The organism is Paenibacillus sp. JNUCC32 (assembly GCF_014863545.1).
GTDB lineage: Bacteria > Bacillota > Bacilli > Paenibacillales > Paenibacillaceae > Paenibacillus_AQ > Paenibacillus_AQ lautus_A.
The window spans coordinates 1,575,492-1,595,270 of the sequence record NZ_CP062260.1; the positions used below are offsets into that span (position 1 = coordinate 1,575,492).

General features: G+C 52.9%; 17 protein-coding genes. 16 read left to right on the forward strand and 1 reads right to left on the reverse strand.

What is annotated here, in order from left to right:
- Positions 1–3: 3 nt before the first annotated feature.
- The 9 genes from JNUCC32_RS07340 to JNUCC32_RS07380 all read left to right on the forward strand — a co-directional run bounded on the left by JNUCC32_RS07340 (position 4) and on the right by JNUCC32_RS07380 (position 10,732).
- Positions 4–1,836, forward strand: a complete 1,833-nt coding sequence (locus JNUCC32_RS07340; protein WP_192571512.1) for a cache domain-containing sensor histidine kinase — start codon at positions 4–6, stop codon at positions 1,834–1,836.
- On the forward strand, positions 1,829–2,827 hold the full coding sequence (locus tag JNUCC32_RS07345) for a substrate-binding domain-containing protein (protein ID WP_192571513.1): 999 nt from the start codon (positions 1,829–1,831) through the stop codon (positions 2,825–2,827). Before JNUCC32_RS07340 ends, JNUCC32_RS07345 begins: the two co-directional genes overlap by 8 nt.
- Positions 2,828–3,028: 201 nt before the next feature.
- On the forward strand, positions 3,029–4,054 hold the full coding sequence (locus tag JNUCC32_RS07350; protein ID WP_374705882.1) for a galactose ABC transporter substrate-binding protein: 1,026 nt from the start codon (positions 3,029–3,031) through the stop codon (positions 4,052–4,054).
- Positions 4,055–4,171: 117 nt separating this feature from the next.
- Positions 4,172–5,710, forward strand: coding sequence for a sugar ABC transporter ATP-binding protein (locus tag JNUCC32_RS07355; RefSeq protein ID WP_192572612.1), 1,539 nt, complete (start codon positions 4,172–4,174; stop codon positions 5,708–5,710).
- Positions 5,682–6,701 (forward strand): galactose/methyl galactoside ABC transporter permease MglC, encoded by a 1,020-nt coding sequence (gene mglC, locus JNUCC32_RS07360; protein WP_096774194.1) that lies wholly within the window; start codon positions 5,682–5,684, stop codon positions 6,699–6,701. Before JNUCC32_RS07355 ends, mglC begins: the two co-directional genes overlap by 29 nt.
- A 185-nt stretch (positions 6,702–6,886) precedes the next feature.
- Positions 6,887–7,960, forward strand: a complete 1,074-nt coding sequence (locus tag JNUCC32_RS07365; protein ID WP_192571514.1) for a Gfo/Idh/MocA family oxidoreductase — start codon at positions 6,887–6,889, stop codon at positions 7,958–7,960.
- A gap of 3 nt (positions 7,961–7,963) precedes the next feature.
- Complete coding sequence (locus JNUCC32_RS07370) at positions 7,964–8,797, forward strand: sugar phosphate isomerase/epimerase family protein (protein ID WP_192572613.1); 834 nt, start codon at positions 7,964–7,966, stop codon at positions 8,795–8,797.
- A gap of 160 nt (positions 8,798–8,957) precedes the next feature.
- Positions 8,958–9,650 (forward strand): response regulator transcription factor, encoded by a 693-nt coding sequence (locus JNUCC32_RS07375; RefSeq protein WP_036660898.1) that lies wholly within the window; start codon positions 8,958–8,960, stop codon positions 9,648–9,650.
- Entirely contained in the window at positions 9,647–10,732 is a 1,086-nt protein-coding gene (locus JNUCC32_RS07380; protein ID WP_192571515.1) for a sensor histidine kinase, read from the forward strand. Before JNUCC32_RS07375 ends, JNUCC32_RS07380 begins: the two co-directional genes overlap by 4 nt.
- Before the next feature lie 19 nt (positions 10,733–10,751).
- Here the strand turns inward: JNUCC32_RS07380 and JNUCC32_RS07385 are convergent, their stop codons facing one another.
- Complete coding sequence (locus JNUCC32_RS07385) at positions 10,752–11,945, reverse strand: glycoside hydrolase family 88 protein (RefSeq protein WP_096774191.1); 1,194 nt, start codon at positions 11,943–11,945, stop codon at positions 10,752–10,754.
- 271 nt (positions 11,946–12,216) lie between these two features.
- Here JNUCC32_RS07385 and JNUCC32_RS07390 point away from each other — a divergent pair, with 271 nt between their 5' ends.
- The 7 genes from JNUCC32_RS07390 to JNUCC32_RS07420 all read left to right on the forward strand — a co-directional run bounded on the left by JNUCC32_RS07390 (position 12,217) and on the right by JNUCC32_RS07420 (position 19,773).
- The gene (locus JNUCC32_RS07390; RefSeq protein ID WP_009590941.1) at positions 12,217–12,399 is read left to right on the forward strand and encodes a tautomerase family protein; all 183 of its coding nucleotides are present in this window, start codon (positions 12,217–12,219) and stop codon (positions 12,397–12,399) included.
- Positions 12,400–12,405: 6 nt separating this feature from the next.
- Positions 12,406–13,368, forward strand: a complete 963-nt coding sequence (locus JNUCC32_RS07395) for an ABC transporter permease (protein ID WP_192571516.1) — start codon at positions 12,406–12,408, stop codon at positions 13,366–13,368.
- Between the two features lie 18 nt (positions 13,369–13,386).
- Positions 13,387–14,259 (forward strand): carbohydrate ABC transporter permease, encoded by an 873-nt coding sequence (locus JNUCC32_RS07400; protein ID WP_036660892.1) that lies wholly within the window; start codon positions 13,387–13,389, stop codon positions 14,257–14,259.
- Positions 14,260–14,384: 125 nt separating this feature from the next.
- A complete protein-coding gene (locus JNUCC32_RS07405; protein ID WP_192571517.1) occupies positions 14,385–15,962 on the forward strand; it encodes an extracellular solute-binding protein in 1,578 nt (525 codons plus the stop codon).
- Between the two features lie 110 nt (positions 15,963–16,072).
- Positions 16,073–17,122, forward strand: a complete 1,050-nt coding sequence (locus JNUCC32_RS07410; RefSeq protein WP_192571518.1) for a response regulator transcription factor — start codon at positions 16,073–16,075, stop codon at positions 17,120–17,122.
- The gene (locus JNUCC32_RS07415) at positions 17,119–18,990 is read left to right on the forward strand and encodes a cache domain-containing sensor histidine kinase (protein ID WP_192571519.1); all 1,872 of its coding nucleotides are present in this window, start codon (positions 17,119–17,121) and stop codon (positions 18,988–18,990) included. Before JNUCC32_RS07410 ends, JNUCC32_RS07415 begins: the two co-directional genes overlap by 4 nt.
- 15 nt (positions 18,991–19,005) lie before the next feature.
- On the forward strand, positions 19,006–19,773 hold the full coding sequence (locus JNUCC32_RS07420; RefSeq protein ID WP_192571520.1) for an SDR family NAD(P)-dependent oxidoreductase: 768 nt from the start codon (positions 19,006–19,008) through the stop codon (positions 19,771–19,773).
- The last annotated feature ends 6 nt before the right edge of the window (positions 19,774–19,779 follow it).

Below are 19,779 nucleotides of genomic sequence, written 5' to 3' on the forward strand. Positions count from 1 at the left end.
TCGGTGAAAATCACGTATACGAAGCGATACTCGGTCCTACCTTTTGTTCAACGATGGGTTAAGCGATTCCGGGCGCACAGCATTCAATCCATCATCATGTGGTCCTTCTCGGCGTTCATTCTGCTCATTGTGATCGTGGTAGCCGTACTGCTCTTCAATAAATTCTCGCGATCGGCAGAGCAAAGCGTATTCCTGAATGCCCAGCAAATCGTGGACCAAGTTAGCTATAATCTCGAGGATTACGTGGACGGGATGGCGCAGCTGTATCGGGCGATCGAGGAAAATATGCTGGCAGACGGGCAATGGGACGATGAACAGGTGACAAAACAGCTCGATACGATCATGCGAAGCCGAGATGACATCGTCTCCATCGCTTTGTTTAATGATCAGGGCGACATGCTGCGGAACCATCCGGCCATTCCGGTCAAGCCCAGCGCCAAGGTGACGGAACAGAGCTGGTTTCACTCGGCCATGAGAGTCTCCGACCATCTGAGCTTCTCGCTGCCCCATGTTCAGAATTTATACGACCAAACGTTTGAATGGGTCGTCACGATGAGCAAAGGCATTACGGTCGTTCATGACGGGGAGCCGATGTACGTCATTCTGCTGGTGGATATCAACTTCAAGAAGATCGACGAGCTGAGCAGCCGCATCAGTCTGGGGAAGCGCGGGTATGCGTACATCATTGACGAAGGAGCGGGAAATATCGTGTACCATCCGCAGCAGCAATTAATCTACATGGGGCTTCGGAATGAGAGCGTTGAGCGGGCGCTGACCTCCTCGGAGAGCTACATTGATGAATCGGATGGGGTCAAGCGGCTCAATACGGTCAAATCGGTCGTCAACATAGGCTGGAAAATCGTGGGCGTATCCTATTTGGATGAGATCATGACCACAAGAGAAGAGGTCAACCGTTATTTGGTCCGGGTGGTTGCCATAGTCTTGGTGCTGGCCATCGCGGTATCCCTGATTCTTTCGGCCATGCTCACCCGGCCCATCCGCCGCATGGGCCGAACGATGAAAGCCGTGGAACGGGGCGATTTCGACGTGGAGCTCCCGTTGCAGGGACCGCTTGAAGTAGTGCAGCTGTCCAGCCGTTTCAACCTGATGCTGAATAAGATCAGGCAGCTCATGAAACAGATTGTGAAGGAGCAGGAATCGAAGCGTAAATATGAGCTGGAAGCCTTGCAGGCCCAGATCAACCCTCATTTTTTGTACAATACCCTGAATTCGGTTGTTCGCATGGTAGGAATGAGCAAGAAGGAGGAGGTCATTACGATGATTACTTCCTTGTCGAAGCTGTTTCGCTTGAGCTTGAGCAAAGGGAAGACATCGATAAGCGTCCGGGAAGAGCTGGAGCACGCACGGCATTATATGACCATACAACAGATGAGATATAAACAGAAATTCGATTTTGCGATCGAAGCGGACGAAGCCGCGCTATCCTGTTACACCCTCAAGCTGGTGCTTCAGCCCTTAATCGAGAATGCCATCGTGCACGGCATCGAGTATATGGTGGATCAGGGGCATATTCGCATAGGGGCAGCCGTAAAAGGCGAATTGCTGGAAATGACGGTTACGGATAACGGGGTTGGGATGACGCCCGAGATGGTTGAAGGAATCTTGGACGCTAAAGAGACGCCTCATAACCCGGCACAATTTATCAATACGGCCGGTTCCGGCGTGGCCGTTCGAAATGTCCATGACCGAATTCGCCTGTATTACGGCAAACGGTACGGGCTGGAATTCGAGAGCGAGCAGGAGGCGGGCACTACCGTTCGCATACGGATTCCGGTCATTCACGATATGGACGAGGAGGAACGCGAGCATGATTAGAACTTTTCGGCCGCTGCGGTTACCGATTGGACCTAGGGGATGTTTCGCTGCACTCGTCGCTGTCCTGATCCTCTTAACATCGTGTTCATCCGATACGGACCCGGATGAGGAGCCCGGGCTTCAACATATTGCCCTTGTGGCTCCCGTACACGCCGAAGAGCAGGGGGATGCAATCCGTTTAGGCGCCGAGGCGGCCGCCAAGGAATACGGATTGGCGCTCGATTATGTTTCCCTGGAGCCTAGCGACGATGAGGAGGAGCAGCTGCAGGCCGCTTTGAAGATGTTGGAGAAGGGCGCCTCCGCGATCTTGATCGACCCGGCATCGGAGGCTGTGCTGCAGGAATTAGGCGATAAGGCAGCGGCAGCGGGTACCCCCGTGATTGCATTGAATGATGAACGAATGACCACAGGCATCTTATCCGCGATCGCGATCAATAATGAAGCTGCCGGACGCAAGGCGGGCGAGCAGCTGGCCGACTTGCTTGAAGGTCGGGGTACAGTAGCCATCCTGCGTTCCGACAGGGAGGACCCCGACTTGATCGCCCGCGAAGAGGGAGCCAAACGGGCATGGTCAGATATCGGCGGAATTGAAATAGCGGGCGGCGCGGCTTGCGGCAAACGCGAGGATGCATGCTGGCAGGCCGCCAAACAGCTGCTGGATCAGGGCGCCGTCGACGGAATTCTGGCACTCGATATTCAGGCTTCCTTGGGAGCGGCTAAAGAAGTCGCAAGGCGGAAGGTTCAAGGTGAGATCAAGATTGTCACCTTCGGCAGCGATCTGGAACAGCTTCAGCTTCTTCAGGATGGCGTCCTTCATAAACTCGTGGTACAGAACGGATTCAGCACGGGCTACTTGGGCGTAGAGCAGGCTGTGAAGGTCATGGACGGTTCGAGATATGATAAGCCGATCGTGCTTGAGACCAAGGTGATCGATGCCGACAATATGTTCTGGATGGATAATCAGAAGGTGCTGTTTCCATTTGTGAAGTAATTAAGGAAGTCGCGAAGCCAATCGGTAAATGATGAGAATTTTGCTAGAAATCAGGAGGATTTTGAATTCGAATATCAGGGTCATTCCGGCATAATGGCGGTAGTCAGTGAGATACGGCTTCGGAGTTCCGCAGCCAGCACTGAAATATCGAATGAATCAGGGAGGTCAACCCAAGTGAAGAAAAAATGGCTGTTTGTCCTAATGGCAGGCATGATGCTGACCACGGCGGCATGCAACAACGGCGGGAGCAGTTCAACCGGCAGCGATAGCACGGGCGGCGACGCGGCAGGCGGCAGCACGCCTCAAGTCGGGGTGGCGATTTACAAGTTCGACGATACCTTTATGACAGGCGTTCGGAATGCGATGTCCGATGCAGCGAATGGCGTAGCCAAACTGGATATCGTGGATAGTCAAAATGCGCAGCCGACCCAGAATGAGAAAATCGATCTGTTTATCTCGAAAAAATACAGCTCTATGATTATCAACCCCGTAGACCGCACGGCAGCGGGCGTCATTATCGACAAGGCGAAAACCGCCAATACGCCGGTGGTTTTCCTGAACCGGGAGCCGATCGCGGAAGACATGAACAAATGGGATAAGGTTTATTACGTAGGGGCGAAGGCGGAGGAATCCGGCACGATCTCCGGACAGCTGATCGTCGATTATTGGAAAGCGAATCCGAAGGCAGACAAGAACGGGGACGGCAAGCTGCAGTATGTGCTGCTGCAGGGGGAGCCGGGCCATCAGGATGCCGAGCTGCGGACCAAATTCTCCGTTCAGGCGATTCAAGACGCCGGCATTGAAGTGGAAGCGCTTGCGGTGGATACCGCTATGTGGGACCGCGTGAAAGGACAGGAGAAGATGCAAACCTTCCTCGCGTCCCATGGCGACAAGATTGAAGCGGTGCTGGCCAACAATGACGATATGGCGCTCGGAGCGATTGAGGCTTTGAAAGCGGCAGGTTATTTCAGCGGCGACAAGTACATGCCGGTCGTGGGCGTCGATGCGACGGCTCCCGCCGTCCAGGCGCTGGAAGATGGCACCCTTCTCGGAACCGTGCTTAACGACGCCAAGAGCCAGGGCAAAGCTTCCGTTGCCATAGCGGCCGCGCTTTCCAAAGGGGAAACGCCGAACAAGGAGAATACCGGCTTTGATATTACCGACGGTAAATACGTGTGGATCGCCTACAAAAAAATAACGAAGGACAATATCGCCGACGCGAAATAATGGCAGGGTTATAAGAAGGGGCAGCGGCTCATCGTAGCGTTGTCCCTTTATATTGGACCCTTTTGGCCCGGAAAAGCGAAGGAGGTATTCAAAGTGGCGGAATCGTATGTGCTGGAGATGCGGAATATATCGAAGGCGTTTCCAGGCGTTCAGGCATTAAGCGACGTAACGTTCAAGGTAAGACCCGGAACCGTGCATGCGCTCATGGGCGAGAACGGAGCCGGCAAATCAACGCTGATGAAATGTTTGTTCGGCATCTACAAGCCTGATGAAGGCGACATTTACTTAAACGGCGACAAGGTCGCCATCAACAGCTCCAAGGATGCATTAAATCACGGAATATCCATGATTCATCAGGAGCTTCATCCCGTGCCGCACCGCAATGTGATGGAGAATATATGGCTGGGAAGATTTCCGATGACGGGCTTCTGGCCCTTGAAATTCGTGAACGAGAAACAGATGGCAGCGGACACGCTCCGGCTGTTCCGCGAGCTTGATATCGATATTGATCCCAGAGCAAGGACAGGAGCGCTTTCTGTGTCCAAGATCCAATCGCTTGAGATTGTCAAAGCGGTGTCCTATCACTCCAAAGTGATCGTAATGGACGAACCGACCTCATCTCTGACCGGGAACGAGGTGGAGCATCTGTTCAGCATCATGAACAGGCTGCGGTCGCAGGGCGTGTCCATCGTCTACATCTCGCACAAAATGGAAGAAATTCTGCGCATATCCGATGATGTCACGATCATGCGGGACGGGAAGTACGTGGGAACCTGGCAGGCAGGAGAATTGACGACCGATTTGATCATTACCCGTATGGTGGGACGGGATTTGACGGAGCGCTATCCTGAACGGACGAACATTCCGGGCGAAACCCGGATGCAGGTCCGCCAATTAAGCTCCACTAATCCGAACTCGTTTCAGAATGTATCCTTCGGGCTGAGAAAGGGCGAGATTCTGGGCATTGGCGGCCTTGTCGGCGCTCAGCGCACGGAATTGGTTGAGGCTCTCTTCGGGCTTCGTCCGGTGGCCTCCGGAACCATATCGATTAACGGGAGACCAGTGAAGATCAAGTCGCCTTCCGATGCGAAGAAAAACAACATGGCACTGCTGACGGAGGAGCGTAGAGTCACCGGCATATTCCCGGTACTCTCGGTCTACGAGAATACGGTCATTGCCAATCTTCGAAGGTATCAGAATTGGGCGTTCCTGCTGAATGAACGCAGAGGCATCGAGGATGCGCGAACGAACGTGGAGAAGCTGAGAACCAAGACGCCGTCGGTCAATACCCAGATTCGAAATCTGTCGGGCGGGAACCAGCAGAAGGTGCTGCTGGCGAGATGGCTGCTTACGGAGCCCGAGATCCTGCTGCTGGATGAGCCGACCCGCGGGATCGATGTGGGCGCCAAGTTCGAGATTTATTCCATCATTACGCAGCTGGCGACGCAAGGGAAGAGCATCATTATGATTTCCTCCGAAATGCCCGAGCTGCTCGGAATGTCCGACCGGATCATGGTGATGAGCGAAGGGCGGATGACGGGAATTCTGGGAGGGCAGGAAGCAAGCGAAGAGGAAATCATGCGTCTGGCCGCACAGCAGCGGTCGGCCGATCCGGGAGGGGAAGTCGATGAATACGCAAGCCATCGTCAAGGTTAAAGATTATTTGGCGCAGCGCGCCATATTCGTAGTATTGATACTGCTCGTCATCGGGATTGCCGTCGCAGATCCCAACTTTCTGGCCTTTTCCACATTGCGGGATATCCTGCAGCAATCCTCGACCAGATTGATCATCGCGCTGGGAGCGGCATTCATTCTGATCACTGGCGGGGTAGACCTTTCCGCAGGTCGCGTCGTAGGCTTAACCGCGGTCGTATCGGCTTCGATGCTGCAAACGGAGGTTTATGCGAACCGCTTTTTCCCGGATTTGCCCCAGGTATCGGTTCTATTGCCGATCCTGATCGGTATCGTAGCGGGGCTTGTCGTCGGTCTAATCAATGGCTTCATTGTTGCCAAGCTGCATGTGCCGCCGTTCATAGCGACGCTCGGTACGATGGTCGGGATCTACGGCGTCAATTCCATCTATTTTGATATGGAGCCGAACCAGTCCCAGCCGATCGGCGGCTTACGACCGGATTTTACCGTGTGGGGCAGCGGCTACATCGACTTCGGCGGCGGTTACTCACTCCCTTACATCGTCATCATCGCTATCTTTGTTGCGTTCATCTGCTGGGTCATCTTCAACAAGACCCGGCTCGGCAAAAACATGTATGCCATTGGCGGCAACGTGCAAGCTGCGCATGTATCGGGGATCAATGTCGCTCGCAATCTCATCGCGATCTACGCTATTTCCGGTGCACTGTACGGCATCGCCGGCGTGCTGGAGGCTGCAAGAACCGGTGGTGCGACCAACAACTATGGCAACATGTATGAACTGGATGCGATAGCGGCATGCGTGGTCGGAGGCGTATCCACGGCTGGCGGCATCGGCACGGTGCCCGGCGTGATGGCCGGGGTTCTGATCTTCGGCGTTATCAATTACGGGTTAACCTTTATCGGCGTCAGTCCCTATTGGCAATTGATCATCAAAGGGCTTATTATCGTAGCAGCGGTAGCATTTGACATTCGCAAATACATGGCAAAAAAATAAGAGGGAATGCAGCCGCAGGAGTATATCCTGCGGCTTTTGCCATAGATTATAGAATTTATTAGTTTCCAGCGGAGCCGAACAATTCAATAACCGCAAGAAAAACATCCTCTAACCGCGGTCTGTCTTCTGAGAAAGTACGTCGATCGGCGTTTTTCTTATAATCATCAACTACAGGAGGTGCTGTCATGGCCGAGAATAGAACGACATTGAATGCAGCCGTGCTGGGCTGCGGCCCCATATCGCAGTACGGACATTTCGAAGCTTGCCGGAGGGCGCGCAATGCACGCCTTTATGCGATATGCGACGTCGCGGAGGATTTGCTGAACCGCATGGCCGAAATCCATCAGCCGGTACGAACCTACAAGGATTATGACAAGATGCTGGCAGATCCCGAGGTGGAAGCTGTCATCATTGGCATCGCGGATCAATTTCACGTGAAAGCCGCCCTTAAAGCCATCGAAGCAGGTAAACATGTTCTCGTGGAGAAGCCGCTTGGCGTCACCGTAGAAGAGTGTGAGGAATTGCAGCGGAGAGCAAGGGATTCCGGTTGTGTTGTCCAAATCGGAAACATGAAACGCTTTGATCCCGGCATCGCTTATGCTAAACGGTTTATTGAGCAAGAGATGGGGGAGATGCTGGCCCTGAAAGCATGGTACTGCGATTCCACCTACCGGTATACGGTCACCGAAAACGTGCAGCCGTTGGTGCGGCTTAGTCCGAATGCCCTGAGGCCGGAAGGTAATCCGAAGCTCGATAAGTTGCGTTATTACATGCTGACGCATGGTAGCCATCTGGTGGATACGGCCCGCTTTTTAGGGGGGGACCTGGTGAGCGTGACGGCATGGAATACGCAGAAATTCGGCGCATATAACTGGTTCGTCACGGTTCAGTTTGCATCGGGCGCTGTAGGGCATCTGGATCTTACGGTCGCCGTCCGGATGGACTGGCATGAAGGCTTTCAAATTTACGGTGAACACGGAAGCGTTGTTGGCAAGACCTACAATCCGTGGCTCTTCAAGTCAAGCGACGTCGAGGTGTTCTCCTCGCGCGACGGTTGTTATCACAGGCCGCTAGGCGAAGATGCGCATTTCTTCAAGCTGCAGGTTGAAGGCTTCGCGGATACGATTCTGGAGCAGGCACCCATGCGAGGAGCCAATCTGGATGACGGAGTAGCAGCCATGCGCGCGATGGCGGCGATCGCCAGATCCGTTGAGAGCGGCAAGACGGTAAAGCTGGCTGAAGCATCGGGAGGCGTATGAGTGATGAAATTGGGCATATTCTCCAAGACGTTTGAGAGGCCGACACTGGAAGAAAACTTGGACGCTGTCATAGCAACCGGATTGGAGGTCATCCAGTTCAATCTTACCTGCGCCGCTCTTCCGTCGCTGCCGGAGGCCGTCGATCTGGGGACCGCGGCACATATTCAAGCTGCGTGCGAGAATCGGCATCTTCATATGGCGGCCGTATCCGGGACCTTTAATATGATCCACCCCGATCAGGAGAAACGGCAGCATGACATTCGCCGGTTTCGCCATTTGGCAGCGATGTGCCATTTCATGGGGACGTCGGTCATTACCCTGTGCACAGGGACGAGGGATCCAATCGATATGTGGAGAAGACATCCGGACAACGATTCGCCGGAAGCATGGGATGATCTGCTGATCACCATGCAGGCACTGGTGAATATAGCAGAGGAATTCGGGCTCGAGCTGGCCGTTGAACCGGAGCCGGCCAATGTGATCAGCGATGCCGTTAAAGCCAGACAGCTGCTGGATACGATGCGTACTCCGCGGTTGAAGGTGGTACTGGACGCAGCGAATTTGTTCAACCCGAACGACGGAAAGGCTTTGACAGAGGTAGTAGATCAAGCGCTGTCACTGCTCGGTGAACATGTCATTATGGCTCATGCCAAGGATTATTCGACTGTAGATGGATTCCGGTACAGGGCTGCCGGATCCGGAGAACTGGATTATGAAGCATACATTCAGCTCCTGCGCGCTTATCGTTTTAACGGGCCGCTGATTCTTCATGGCTTGCATGAAAGCCAGGTGCCGCAAAGCGTCTCTTATCTGAAGTCTCTTATAAATGCCACGTGATAAAACGAAATGCATTAGTATACCATGAAGCCCAACAATCTCATGGGCTTCATGGACCATCTTATTCATCCTCATGGAATCTTCACAAGTTTCAGTTACAATGGAGACTTATGTTACAGTTGACTTGTACTGATGAAGGATTCTATAAGGAGATACCGGAATGAAAACCATATTAATCGTGGATGATGAACCGAATATTCGAGAAGTTCTTGTATCTTATTTGAACAAAGAACGTTACTTGACGCTGGAAGCGGCGAACGGTGCCGAGGCATTCGATTGCCTGCGAGGACAAGCCGTGGACCTTGTCCTATTGGACCTCATGCTGCCGGATATGGACGGTGAACGGATATGCAAGGAAATTCGAACGTTTAGCTCGGTCCCCATCGTGATGTTAACGGCTAAGGTGGCTCAGAGCAGCCGGATCGGCGGATTTGCGATCGGAGCCGATGATTACATCGTGAAGCCGTTCGACCCTCGGGAAGTCGTGGCAAGGGTCAAGGCTGTTTTGAGGCGGGGGGATGACAGCAAGCTGCTCGCGGACGTCATTGTATATGATGAAGGCGCATTGGTCATCCATTCCATGAAGCATGAGGTCACCAGCCATGGACAAATCGTGAATTTGACGCCGAGCGAATATAAACTGCTGCTGCTGTTGGCCAAATACCCGCAGCGGAACTTCTCTCGCGAGGAACTGGTTGACCGGGTATTAGGCTACGATTTTATCGGAGACATCCGCATCATCGATCAGCATATAAAGAATCTGCGTCAAAAGATTGAATCCGACCCAAAGCAGCCGAAATATATCCTCACCGTTTACGGATTCGGCTATCGCTTCGGAGGTGACGGGGCTTGAAGCATCGCCTAGACCTGAGGCTCGCCGCCATCATTATCAGCATCACGGCAGGGATCCTGATCGTGTTTACCGTGATCAACATCGTGACGAACCATTACCATATCGCGATGTACCAGCAGCAGTCCAGCGGACACAGCGGAATGGATGAGCTGAACTACCATTTGGAGCAGGCGCAGATGCAATCGATTATCTTAACCTGCCTGTTATCGATTGCCATAGCCTCCATAATAGGAATCTATGTAGCAAGAAGGATATCGGCTCCCCTCGTCCAGATGAAGCGGGCGGCAGAAATGATGACGCAGGGAAATTGGGATATCCGCGTGGCAGCCGAAGGGTACGATGAAATTGCGGGGCTTGGTGCTTCGCTGAATGAGCTTGCAGTGCAGCTGCAGAAACAGGAGCAGCTTCGCAGGAACATGACGCAAGATATCGCGCATGAGCTCCGAACGCCGCTAACCACCTTAAAGAGTCACACCCGTGCACTCGAGGACGGGGTATGGGAGCCGACTGCAGACCGTTTCCGCACCTGCTTGGATGAAATCGACCGTTTGATTCAGCTCGTCACGGAGCTGGAGGAGCTGCACGATATGGAATCCCCGGAGTTTCAGCTGTCCCGGTCCGAGCAGGATCTGAGCCATATTATGGAGAGAGCCGTCACGTTGGCGAAGGCGATGTATCATGAAAAAGAAGTGAGTTTGCAATATGCCGGCAGTTCTTCGATCGCAGTCGAGGTGGATCCAGACCGGATGCATCAGATTCTGATCAATGTGTTAAGCAATGCCTTGCACTACACCCCGTCCGGCGGTACGGTGCAAGCCGATCTCGTGGACGAAGGGGCCGATGCCCTGATTCGGATTCGGGATTCGGGACAGGGCATCTCCCAATCCGATCTGCCGTATATATTCGAAAGGCTGTATCGGGGCGATAAGTCGAGGAATCGGTTAAGCGGCGGAAGCGGAATGGGCCTGGCGATCGTCAAGCAGCTGGTTTCCGCTCATGGCGGCCACGTGTGGGCCGAAAACGGAGATGAGCATGTTGGCGGCAGCTGCTTCTATATTCGGATTCCGAAAAAGTATAAATAAACGCGACAAAAAAACCGGATCAGAAGATCCGGTTTTTCCATCCCATTAGCTTGGCTGCGCTCTCAACATAATAATAATCGCCATAGATGAGCGAGACGTTTATATTTTGTCCGGCAGGCAGATGCCCTGTGGCTTCTTTCAGTATGCCTTCATAATCCGGGTCATCCCATTCGGCGTAACGGTTCGTCAAAGAGTCGATGATACGCAAGGCGCTGCTGCGGTACAGAGCGCTTTCGGCTTGCGGGACGAGGTCCGCGATTTCAAGCAGCCCGGATGCGGCGCAGGATGCCGCGGATGTATCCCTTGGCACCGGTGCCATTGGGGATGTTTCCGTCCCGTCATGATCGGGGGATTCCATATCCTTGCGCTCCGCCCGAAAATCCCAAAGCGGAATGGAATCTTCCTCAAGGGAAGCCACGAAGAAATGAGCGACTCGCTTGGCAGCGTCGAGATACCGAATATCGCCGGTATACCGATAGGTGTTCGCCATCCCGTGCAAAGCCCAGGCTGCTCCCCGGCTCCAGGCCGATTCCGGTCCAAAGCCTTGCCCGCCGAGCGATTCCATATATTCTCCCGTCAACGGGTCAAACCGGCAGATGTGCCGAACCGAGCCGTCGGGTCTAATGAAATGTTCAGCAACCGTATTGGCCTGCTCTCTGGCGATATGAGCGAATCTCGGATCGCCGCTCTCCTCGGAAGCCCAGAACAAGAGGGAGAGATTCATGGTGGAATCGATGATGGACCAGCCTTCGTTTCCGTGGTTCCACGAGGTAGGCTTCACCTGATTCCAAGCGCGAATGAATCTGCCGACGGGGTTATACCTTCCTGCGAGCAGGGTAGCCGCCAACAATGCTCTCCGCCTGGCATCCGGATCGCCGGTCAGTTTATATTTGATGACGGCCGTCGGCAGAAATTGAAAGCCTACATCGTGATGAAAGTTACTGTCTTCGATCAGCGCCTCTTCAAGCCGAATATCCCATTCCCAAGCCCTTTCCTTATACTGCGGCTTGTTGGTCATATCATACATCATCCATAGCATCCCCGGCCAAAAACCGGAGGTCCACCAATCGATCCGGGTGGAATCATAGATCCCGTTCTTTGTGGCATGGGGAACTTTGCCTTGGAGCTGACCCGTCATGCGCGTTACTTTCTTTTCGAGTTTTCCCCATAACGATGCATAGGTCATTACCTCTTCCTTCACTTGTCCGTTCATCGCTAACCTCCCATAACTGATGGCATCGAGCGGCCCGTGTTGGCATCTGCTTGGCATCTGCTTTGAACCATTGTTCCACAGAACGCTTCGAATTTCTAGACCAGCCGTTTAAAAACTGTTGAAATCACAAGCCGAGCTTAAAAAAACACAAGCCGCCGATCCACCTAAAAAAAACACAAAGGAACCGATCTTCCTCCATTGCTGCCCGGTCATGAAAACCTATAGGATAAGGATATTCATCACATCCATTTCCTAAGGAGGCGATCAGCCGATGCCGCAAATTACGATTAAAATGTACGAAGGACGCACGGATGAGCAGAAGAACGAAATCGTTGACGTTTTTACAAAGGAGCTGTCGCGGATCATTGACCGGGAGCCTGAATTTATCAGCATCCGGTTTGACGAAATTCCGATAGATGACAACGCACCGGCCCATTTGAGAAACAAGAGGTGATGACAGATGGCCGAGCCAAACAAAGCAGCGGTAAGCCCGATTCTGGACGGAAGGCTTGATAAACGGAGAAAGCTGCTCGGATTCATGTGGAAATACAGGGCGCTGTACTTCATATCGCTGCCGGGACTGCTGTTCTTCGCATTGTTCAAATATGTTCCGTTAATGGGCTCCGTGATCGCATTCCAGAACTACAATTTGTTTGCGGGCGTAACGGGAAGTCCCTGGGTGGGCCTTGAGCACTTTGGGCGAATGTTCCAGCACTATGATTTTCTGAAAATTCTGCGCAATACGCTTCTGCTGGGTACATATGACATTCTGTTTGCTTTTACGGCCCCCATCGTCCTGGCTTTATTGCTGAACGAGGTTCGCCAGGTCGTTTACAAGAAAATTGTCCAGACGATATTCTATGCGCCGCATTTTCTGTCATGGGTCATTGTAAGCGGTATCTTTGTTGGAATCCTGTCCCCATCATCGGGGATCGTGAACGTGGTGCTCGGGTGGTTCGGCATCGAACCGATCTATTTCCTCGGCGAAGATTCCTACATTCGAACGGTATTGGTGGGCTCCGGATTATGGAGAGATGTCGGCTGGGGAACCATCATCTATCTGGCGGCGCTCGCAGGCATCAATCCGGATCTTTACGAAGCCTCCGAAATCGACGGAGCGGGGAGATGGCGCCAGACCCTCAGCATTACGCTGCCAGCGCTGCTTCCCGTGATAACGATCCTGTTCCTGCTCAAGATCGGGGATTTCATGGATTACGGGTTTGAACGCGTATTCGTGTTTCAGAACCCGCTTAACATCCAGTCCAGCGAAATTTTGGACACGTACATTTACAAAGCCGGCTTGCAGCAGCTTCAGTACAGTTATGCCACCGCCATCGGGGTGTTCAAGTCCGTTGTCGGCTTGTTCCTGATCGCCATTGCAAACACCATCAGCAAGAAAGCGACCGGCGAGTCGCTGTATTAGAGGGGAGTGACCACCAACGTGAAATATGACAGTGCAGGCAGAAAAATGTTTCTTGTATTGAACTATATCATCCTTACTTTTCTTGCACTCACCATGCTGCTCCCTTTTCTCAATGTCATTGCCCAGTCGTTCAGCAGCCCGGGCGCTATCGATCGCGGAGAAGTGATGTTCTGGCCGGTGGAATTTACCTTTGCATACTACAAGCATGTATTCAACGATGTTTCCATCTGGAGGGCGTTCGGGATCAGCGTCTATATTACGATATTCGGAACCTTCATCAATCTGGCAGCAACCGCTTCGCTGGCGTACCCGCTCTCCAGGCCCGAATACGTCGGCAGGAAAACCATCATGATTATCATCTTATTGACCATGATTTTTACGGCGCCGCTCATCCCGCAATTCATTCTGATGCGCGAGCTGAATCTCGTCAACACGCTGTGGTCCTTGATGCTGCCATCGGCGATCAGCGCATTCAACCTGTTTGTGCTTCGCACGTTCTTCACCCAAATTCCGGGCGAACTGATCGATTCGTCCCGAATCGACGGATGCAGCGAGGTCCGTACTTTATGGAGCATCGTGCTTCCGTTATCCAAGCCGGCGCTGGCGACGGTAGGGATTTTCTATTCCGTAACGAATTGGAACAAATATATGGATGCCCTTTACTATATCAATGACCGCAGCAAGTATCCGCTCCAGGTAAAATTGAGGGAACTTCTGGTGAACGAGGGCCTGACCGATACGGGCAACATGGCGTTCGAAGCAAGCTCCCAGTCCGTGCAGGGCATTCAGATGGCGGTTATTCTGGTAGCCACGCTGCCCATCATTCTCTTGTATCCGTTTCTGCAGCGCTTCTTCATTCACGGGATGATGATCGGGTCGATCAAAGAATAGCCCTAAAAAAACGACAAACCGAGCCAAAGACATTCCTTGTTCCCGCCCAGACGGCTCTCTATACTGATAATAAGTTTGAAAGCGCTATTATAAGCGACTATATTAGCTTGAAAAGAGGGGTATTCATGAGAAAAAGCTGGACACGTGCGCTTACGTCAGGTCTTGTACTGGCCATGCTCGTCGGCTGTGCGGGCAATAATGGCGGAGGCGGAGGAGCCAACGCCGGGGGCGACGGCCAAGGCGGGAATGAAGCGGGAGTCACGAAATTTTCCATTTCGATGCGGACGCTTAACGTTTCCTACGTTGAGAAGAATCCGGATATCAACAAGGATAAGTACGTGCTGGAGCTAGAGAAAATGACGAATACGGACCTCGATATCCGCCTCATTCCGCATAACGAATATCAGGATAAGATGGTGCAGATGTTCGCAACGAACGATATACCGGATGTGGTGCAGGGCACTGGCGGAATCAGCGGACCCGAGCTGGCGGGTGCCGTGGAGAACGGAGTCTTTCTTCCGCTCAACGACCTGCTGCAGGAGCACGGACAGGACCTGCTCAAGTTTATCCCCGAGGAAGCCTGGAAGCGGATGACGGATTCCAAGACGGGCAATATTTACGGGATTCCCGAAATCCTGTCCAATCCGTCCAGACGGGCCACGTGGATTCGGACCGACCTGCTGGAAAAGGTAGGCAAGGAGATCCCGACGACGGTGGAAGAGACGATGGAGGTTCTGCGCGCGTTCAAGGAAGCCGGTGTGGAGCAGCCTTATGCGGGACGTCAGAATTTCAAATATGCCGATACCTTCTTCGGCGCCTATGACGTGCTGGGTTACCTGAACCAATTCAAGGTATTCCCGGACGGGCAAGTAAAGCCCACCTTTTTTGACGAAGAAAATATGAAGCAGGCCATTCAGATCTATAAGACGATGCATGAGGAAGGATTGATCAGCAAGGAATTCGCGACCATTGAAAGCGCGGATTTCAAATCCATCGTCACGAGCGGCAAAGCCGGCATGTGGTCTATGAATGCCAACGAGCTTCCGATCTGGGGAACCCAGCTGAAGGAGAATGTGCCGGACGCGAAAGTGGCGCTGATTCCTTCGCCTGTAGGACCTGACGGTAAAGGGGGATATGCCCATTATAATCCGGTCACGCGTTCCTTCTTCATCAACGCGAAGGCGAAGGACAAAGCGGAGGATATCGTGAAGTTCTTCAACTGGATGGTCAGTGAGGACGCGGAATTGTTCTTCAGCTTCGGCATCGAGGGCGAGGATTATCAGGTAACCGACGGAAAGCCGGTCTTCGAGGTGCCGACGGACGCTGCAGGCGCGGATAAGATGCGTTATTTGAACTACTGGCTGTGGCTGGTGCAGGACACAACGTACAACAAACGCGTGTCCGAATTGTCCGATTCCGGCAAAGAGCTGATTGATGCTTTTGATAACATGTTATCGACTGAGGGCCGCCGCGGAATAGAATTCGACCCGAGACTGGAGGCGATGGTGAAATATCCGGAGCTGAATCCGAAGTCGGATGAACTGCCCCCGCTGATTCTGGAGCATGTGCTTCGCATGGTATACGGCAGGGAGCCGATCGATAACTACGGCAAGGTGCTCGAGGAGTATCTGTCCAAGGGCGGTAAAGAGATTATTGAGGAAGCCACAAAACGATACAACGAAAAAGAAAACGCTTTCGAATAGGCGGGGCATGTTTTAGTATAGTGTTGATGAATGACTCCTCTGCTTGCCTAAGCAGAGGAGTATCTTGCTAAAGCTAAACTACTCTCGCTGTTTTGAAAGGGGAATGGGTGATGTACCGCATTCTGGTCGTTGATGATGAACCTATGATAAGGATGGGCTTGGCGAAACTGATCACGCAGACGGATCCGGCCATGATTCAAGCGGAAACGGCCGGAAACGGCATGGAAGCATTGGAAGCGATCCAGACGGCACGACCGGACTTCATATTTACGGATATCAAGATGCCCAAGATGGACGGCCTGGAGTTAAGCAAGCAGTTATATGAAGCATACGGCGATATCACGGTCGTTGTCATCTCCGGTTACGGCGATTTCGAATACGCCCAGAAATGCATGTCGTATGGGGTTAAGGAATATCTGCTCAAGCCCGTGACCAAATCGGTGGTACATAACACCATGAACAAATTGATGGCGGATCGAAAATCCATGCAGGAGAAGCAGCGGTTCTATTTTCCGCTTTCCAAGCTGGAGGATTGGCTGGAGCAGCTCGAGCTGGCCGTATGGCATTTGCAAATGAACGATATCCAGATGAAGCTGCAGGAAATCGAGGATTATTGCAATGAGCGCCGGTTCGAATCGATCCAGCTTCAGGAGCTGCTGGATGAGCTGTACGCGAAATTGATCAAGCAGTTAAACGGCAGGGACGTATATTCGTTCGAACGCATGACGGTAATATCGGGGCCTGCGCCCGGAGGGAACCATCATTATTTTGAGAGATTTCGTCTGGCCGTGAACCAGACGGTGAAACTCATACGCGAGAAGAGAAAAGGAAATGCGAAGGAGCCCGTAGAGGAAGCGAAAGCCTATATCGAGCGCAACTTGTCCCGCGATCTCTCGCTGGATGAGGTGGCCGACATGCTTGGACTCAACCCGTCCTATTTCAGCCAGCTGTTCAAGCAGATGACGGACGAGACCTTTGTCCATTACCGGATCAAGAAACGAATGGAGAAGGCGAAGAAGCTCCTTGCCATTCCGCATTATAAAATTACGGACATTTCGTTCGAAGTGGGGTATGCGGATCATCCCCATTTTACCAAAACCTTTAAGAAGGTCACCGGGTACACCCCTTCCGAATACCGGGAGATGCTGGGGATCGAATGATGCGAAAGAGCCTGTCCCGTCAAATCTTCCTGTACTTCTTCATCGTCGTGATGTTCTCGCTTACCACGGTCGGCGTATTCTTCTATATGAAATCATCCGAAGCGATCGACGAGCAGGTCGAGAAGTATATGACCACCGTCATCACGAACGCCGCAAGGCAAACGGATAATCAGCTGAAAATGTTCGAGCGGATCAGCAATACGATTTTGCTGCAGGATTCGGTGAAGCGATTTTTGGATATGGACCCCAGCGACAGCTACGAGCATTACCGGTTCACCCATCTCATCCGAAAGGATGTCTTTCAGAAGATTTTCATTCAATACCCCACGCAGACCCATATGATGTACATTCTGGGGTTCCATGGCCGGTCGATTTTCGATCAGAACCAGAATTTCTCCGCCATGTCGATCGATCCGTCGGACCGACTTCGTGAATTGACGGAGAAGACGCCGGGGAACGGGGAGATCGTCATCTTGAAGACCAGCCTGCTGGAACAGGATCGCGACAACGTCATTACGGTTGCCCGCAAAATCCGTGGAATGAATTCCTACGACGTCAAAGGCGTGCTTGCAGTAGAATTCAATGAAGATCAGCTGTCGGGTTTATGGAATGGCGTCGACCTCGGGGAACAGGGTTTCTTTTTCATCCTGGATCGTGAAGGCGAGGTCGTTTATGCACCAGAGCACGTGGATATGGAGGGCATCACGACCACGGACCTGCCGAAGCGCATTATCGCCAAGGGCGATCATCGCTTCATTGAACCGGTATTAGGCGAGAAAGCGATGATCATCTCGCGCCAGTCCGAATATTCGGGCTGGAGCCTCGTCATTATGATGCCGCTGGATGAGCTCCGGGCGCCGATTTCGGGCATCCGCTCCACCACCATTATCGTAGGCTTTGTCACCTTGTTCATTGCGCTCGTTCTGGCATACAGATTCGGGAAATCGATCGTGAATCCGATCCGCAATTTGAAGAACGGGATGAGGCAGACGGAGAAGGGGAACTGGACGCACATCACCGACGTGAAACCGCGCGAGGATGAAATCGGGGGTTTGATCCACAGCTACAATCTCATGGTCAGCCGGTTGTCCGACATGATCGAGCAGGTATACGACACGGAGCTCCACAACCAGAAGACGCAGCTGGAGCTGCAGGACATCCAGCTGGAGCGCCAGCGTGCCGAGTTTCAGGCGCTTCAATTGCAGATCAATCCGCATTTTTTGTACAACACGCTGGAAACGATCAACTGTTACGCGATCGTTCAGGATTCGGACGAAATTTCGGACATGGTGGAGGCCATGGCTTTCATGCTTCGATATTCCATTCAGACCAATCTGGAGGAAATCACGATTGCCAACGAGCTGAACCATGTGCGGCATTACATGATGATCTTGAAGCATCGGATCGGGCGCGATTTTGAGATCGAGGTGGCAACGCCGCCCGAGCTCCTGTTGGAGAAGATGGTCAGGCTCTCCCTGCAGCCGATTGTGGAGAATATTTTCCAGCATGCCTTTCCGGAAGGAATCGAGGCGTGGCATTACATTCGGATTGATACGAGAGTCGACGGAGACAATTTGCTGGTCATAGTCGAGGACAACGGGGCAGGCATTGCGGACCATAAGCTTCATAAACTGCGCAAAAGGCTCGAGGAAAACCGCCTGGTCGATGATGAAGAGGGGAAACGCGCCCGGCGCAGAGGCGGCATCGGCATCGTGAACGTCCATCGGCGAATACAGATGGTTTACGGCGAAGCGTACGGGATAACGGTTCATAGTTCGCCGAGTCAAGGCACAAGCATCGTCATGACGATGCCGCGAATGGAAAGAATGCGTGAGCAAGAAAACAGGCTGAAACAGCTGCAAACCTAATCAGGAGGGATCAACATGCAAATAAATCTATCGGGTAACGTCGCTTTAGTCACAGGATCTAGCGGAGGAATCGGTCGGGCGGTTGCCATCATGCTGGCGAGAAGCGGAGCCAAGGTAGCGCTGAATTATCTGAACAGCAAGGAGGCAGCCGAAGAGGCCGTTGCCGAGATCCGAGATTTTGGCGGCGAAGCCCACGCTTTTCGCGCAGACGTTGCGCAAGCAGAACAGGCGGAGGCGCTTGTGGCGGAAGTGGAAAAGGCGTTCGGCGAACCGGTGACGATTCTGGTTAACAATGCGGGGCATTTGGTCCAGCGGCTGGCCAATGCGGAAATGACCGAGGAGCTCTACGCCAAGATCATGGACGTCAATATGAAAAGCACGGTATTCGTAAGCAAAGCCGTCATTTCGGGGATGAAAGCGGCCCGTCGAGGGCGCATCGTGAACATGACCTCCGTTGCGGCGCACAACGGCGGCGGACCGGGCGCCAGCATTTATGCAGCGAGCAAGGCTGCCGTCCTGAGTTTTACCAAAGGCTTGGCGAAGGAGCTTGCTTCAAGCGGAATTAATGTGAATGCCGTATCCCCTGGCTTTATCGGGCAAACGGCGTTTCACGCGACCTTTACCCCGGATGATGCGCGCAAAGCTACCATTCAGGGCATTCCGCTTGGGCGAGAGGGCACGCCGGACGATGTCGCCGGCTCCGTGCTGTTTCTCGTCTCGGAGCTGTCTTCTTATATAACGGGTGAGACGATCGAAATCAACGGCGGCATGTTCATGCGATGAGGGATG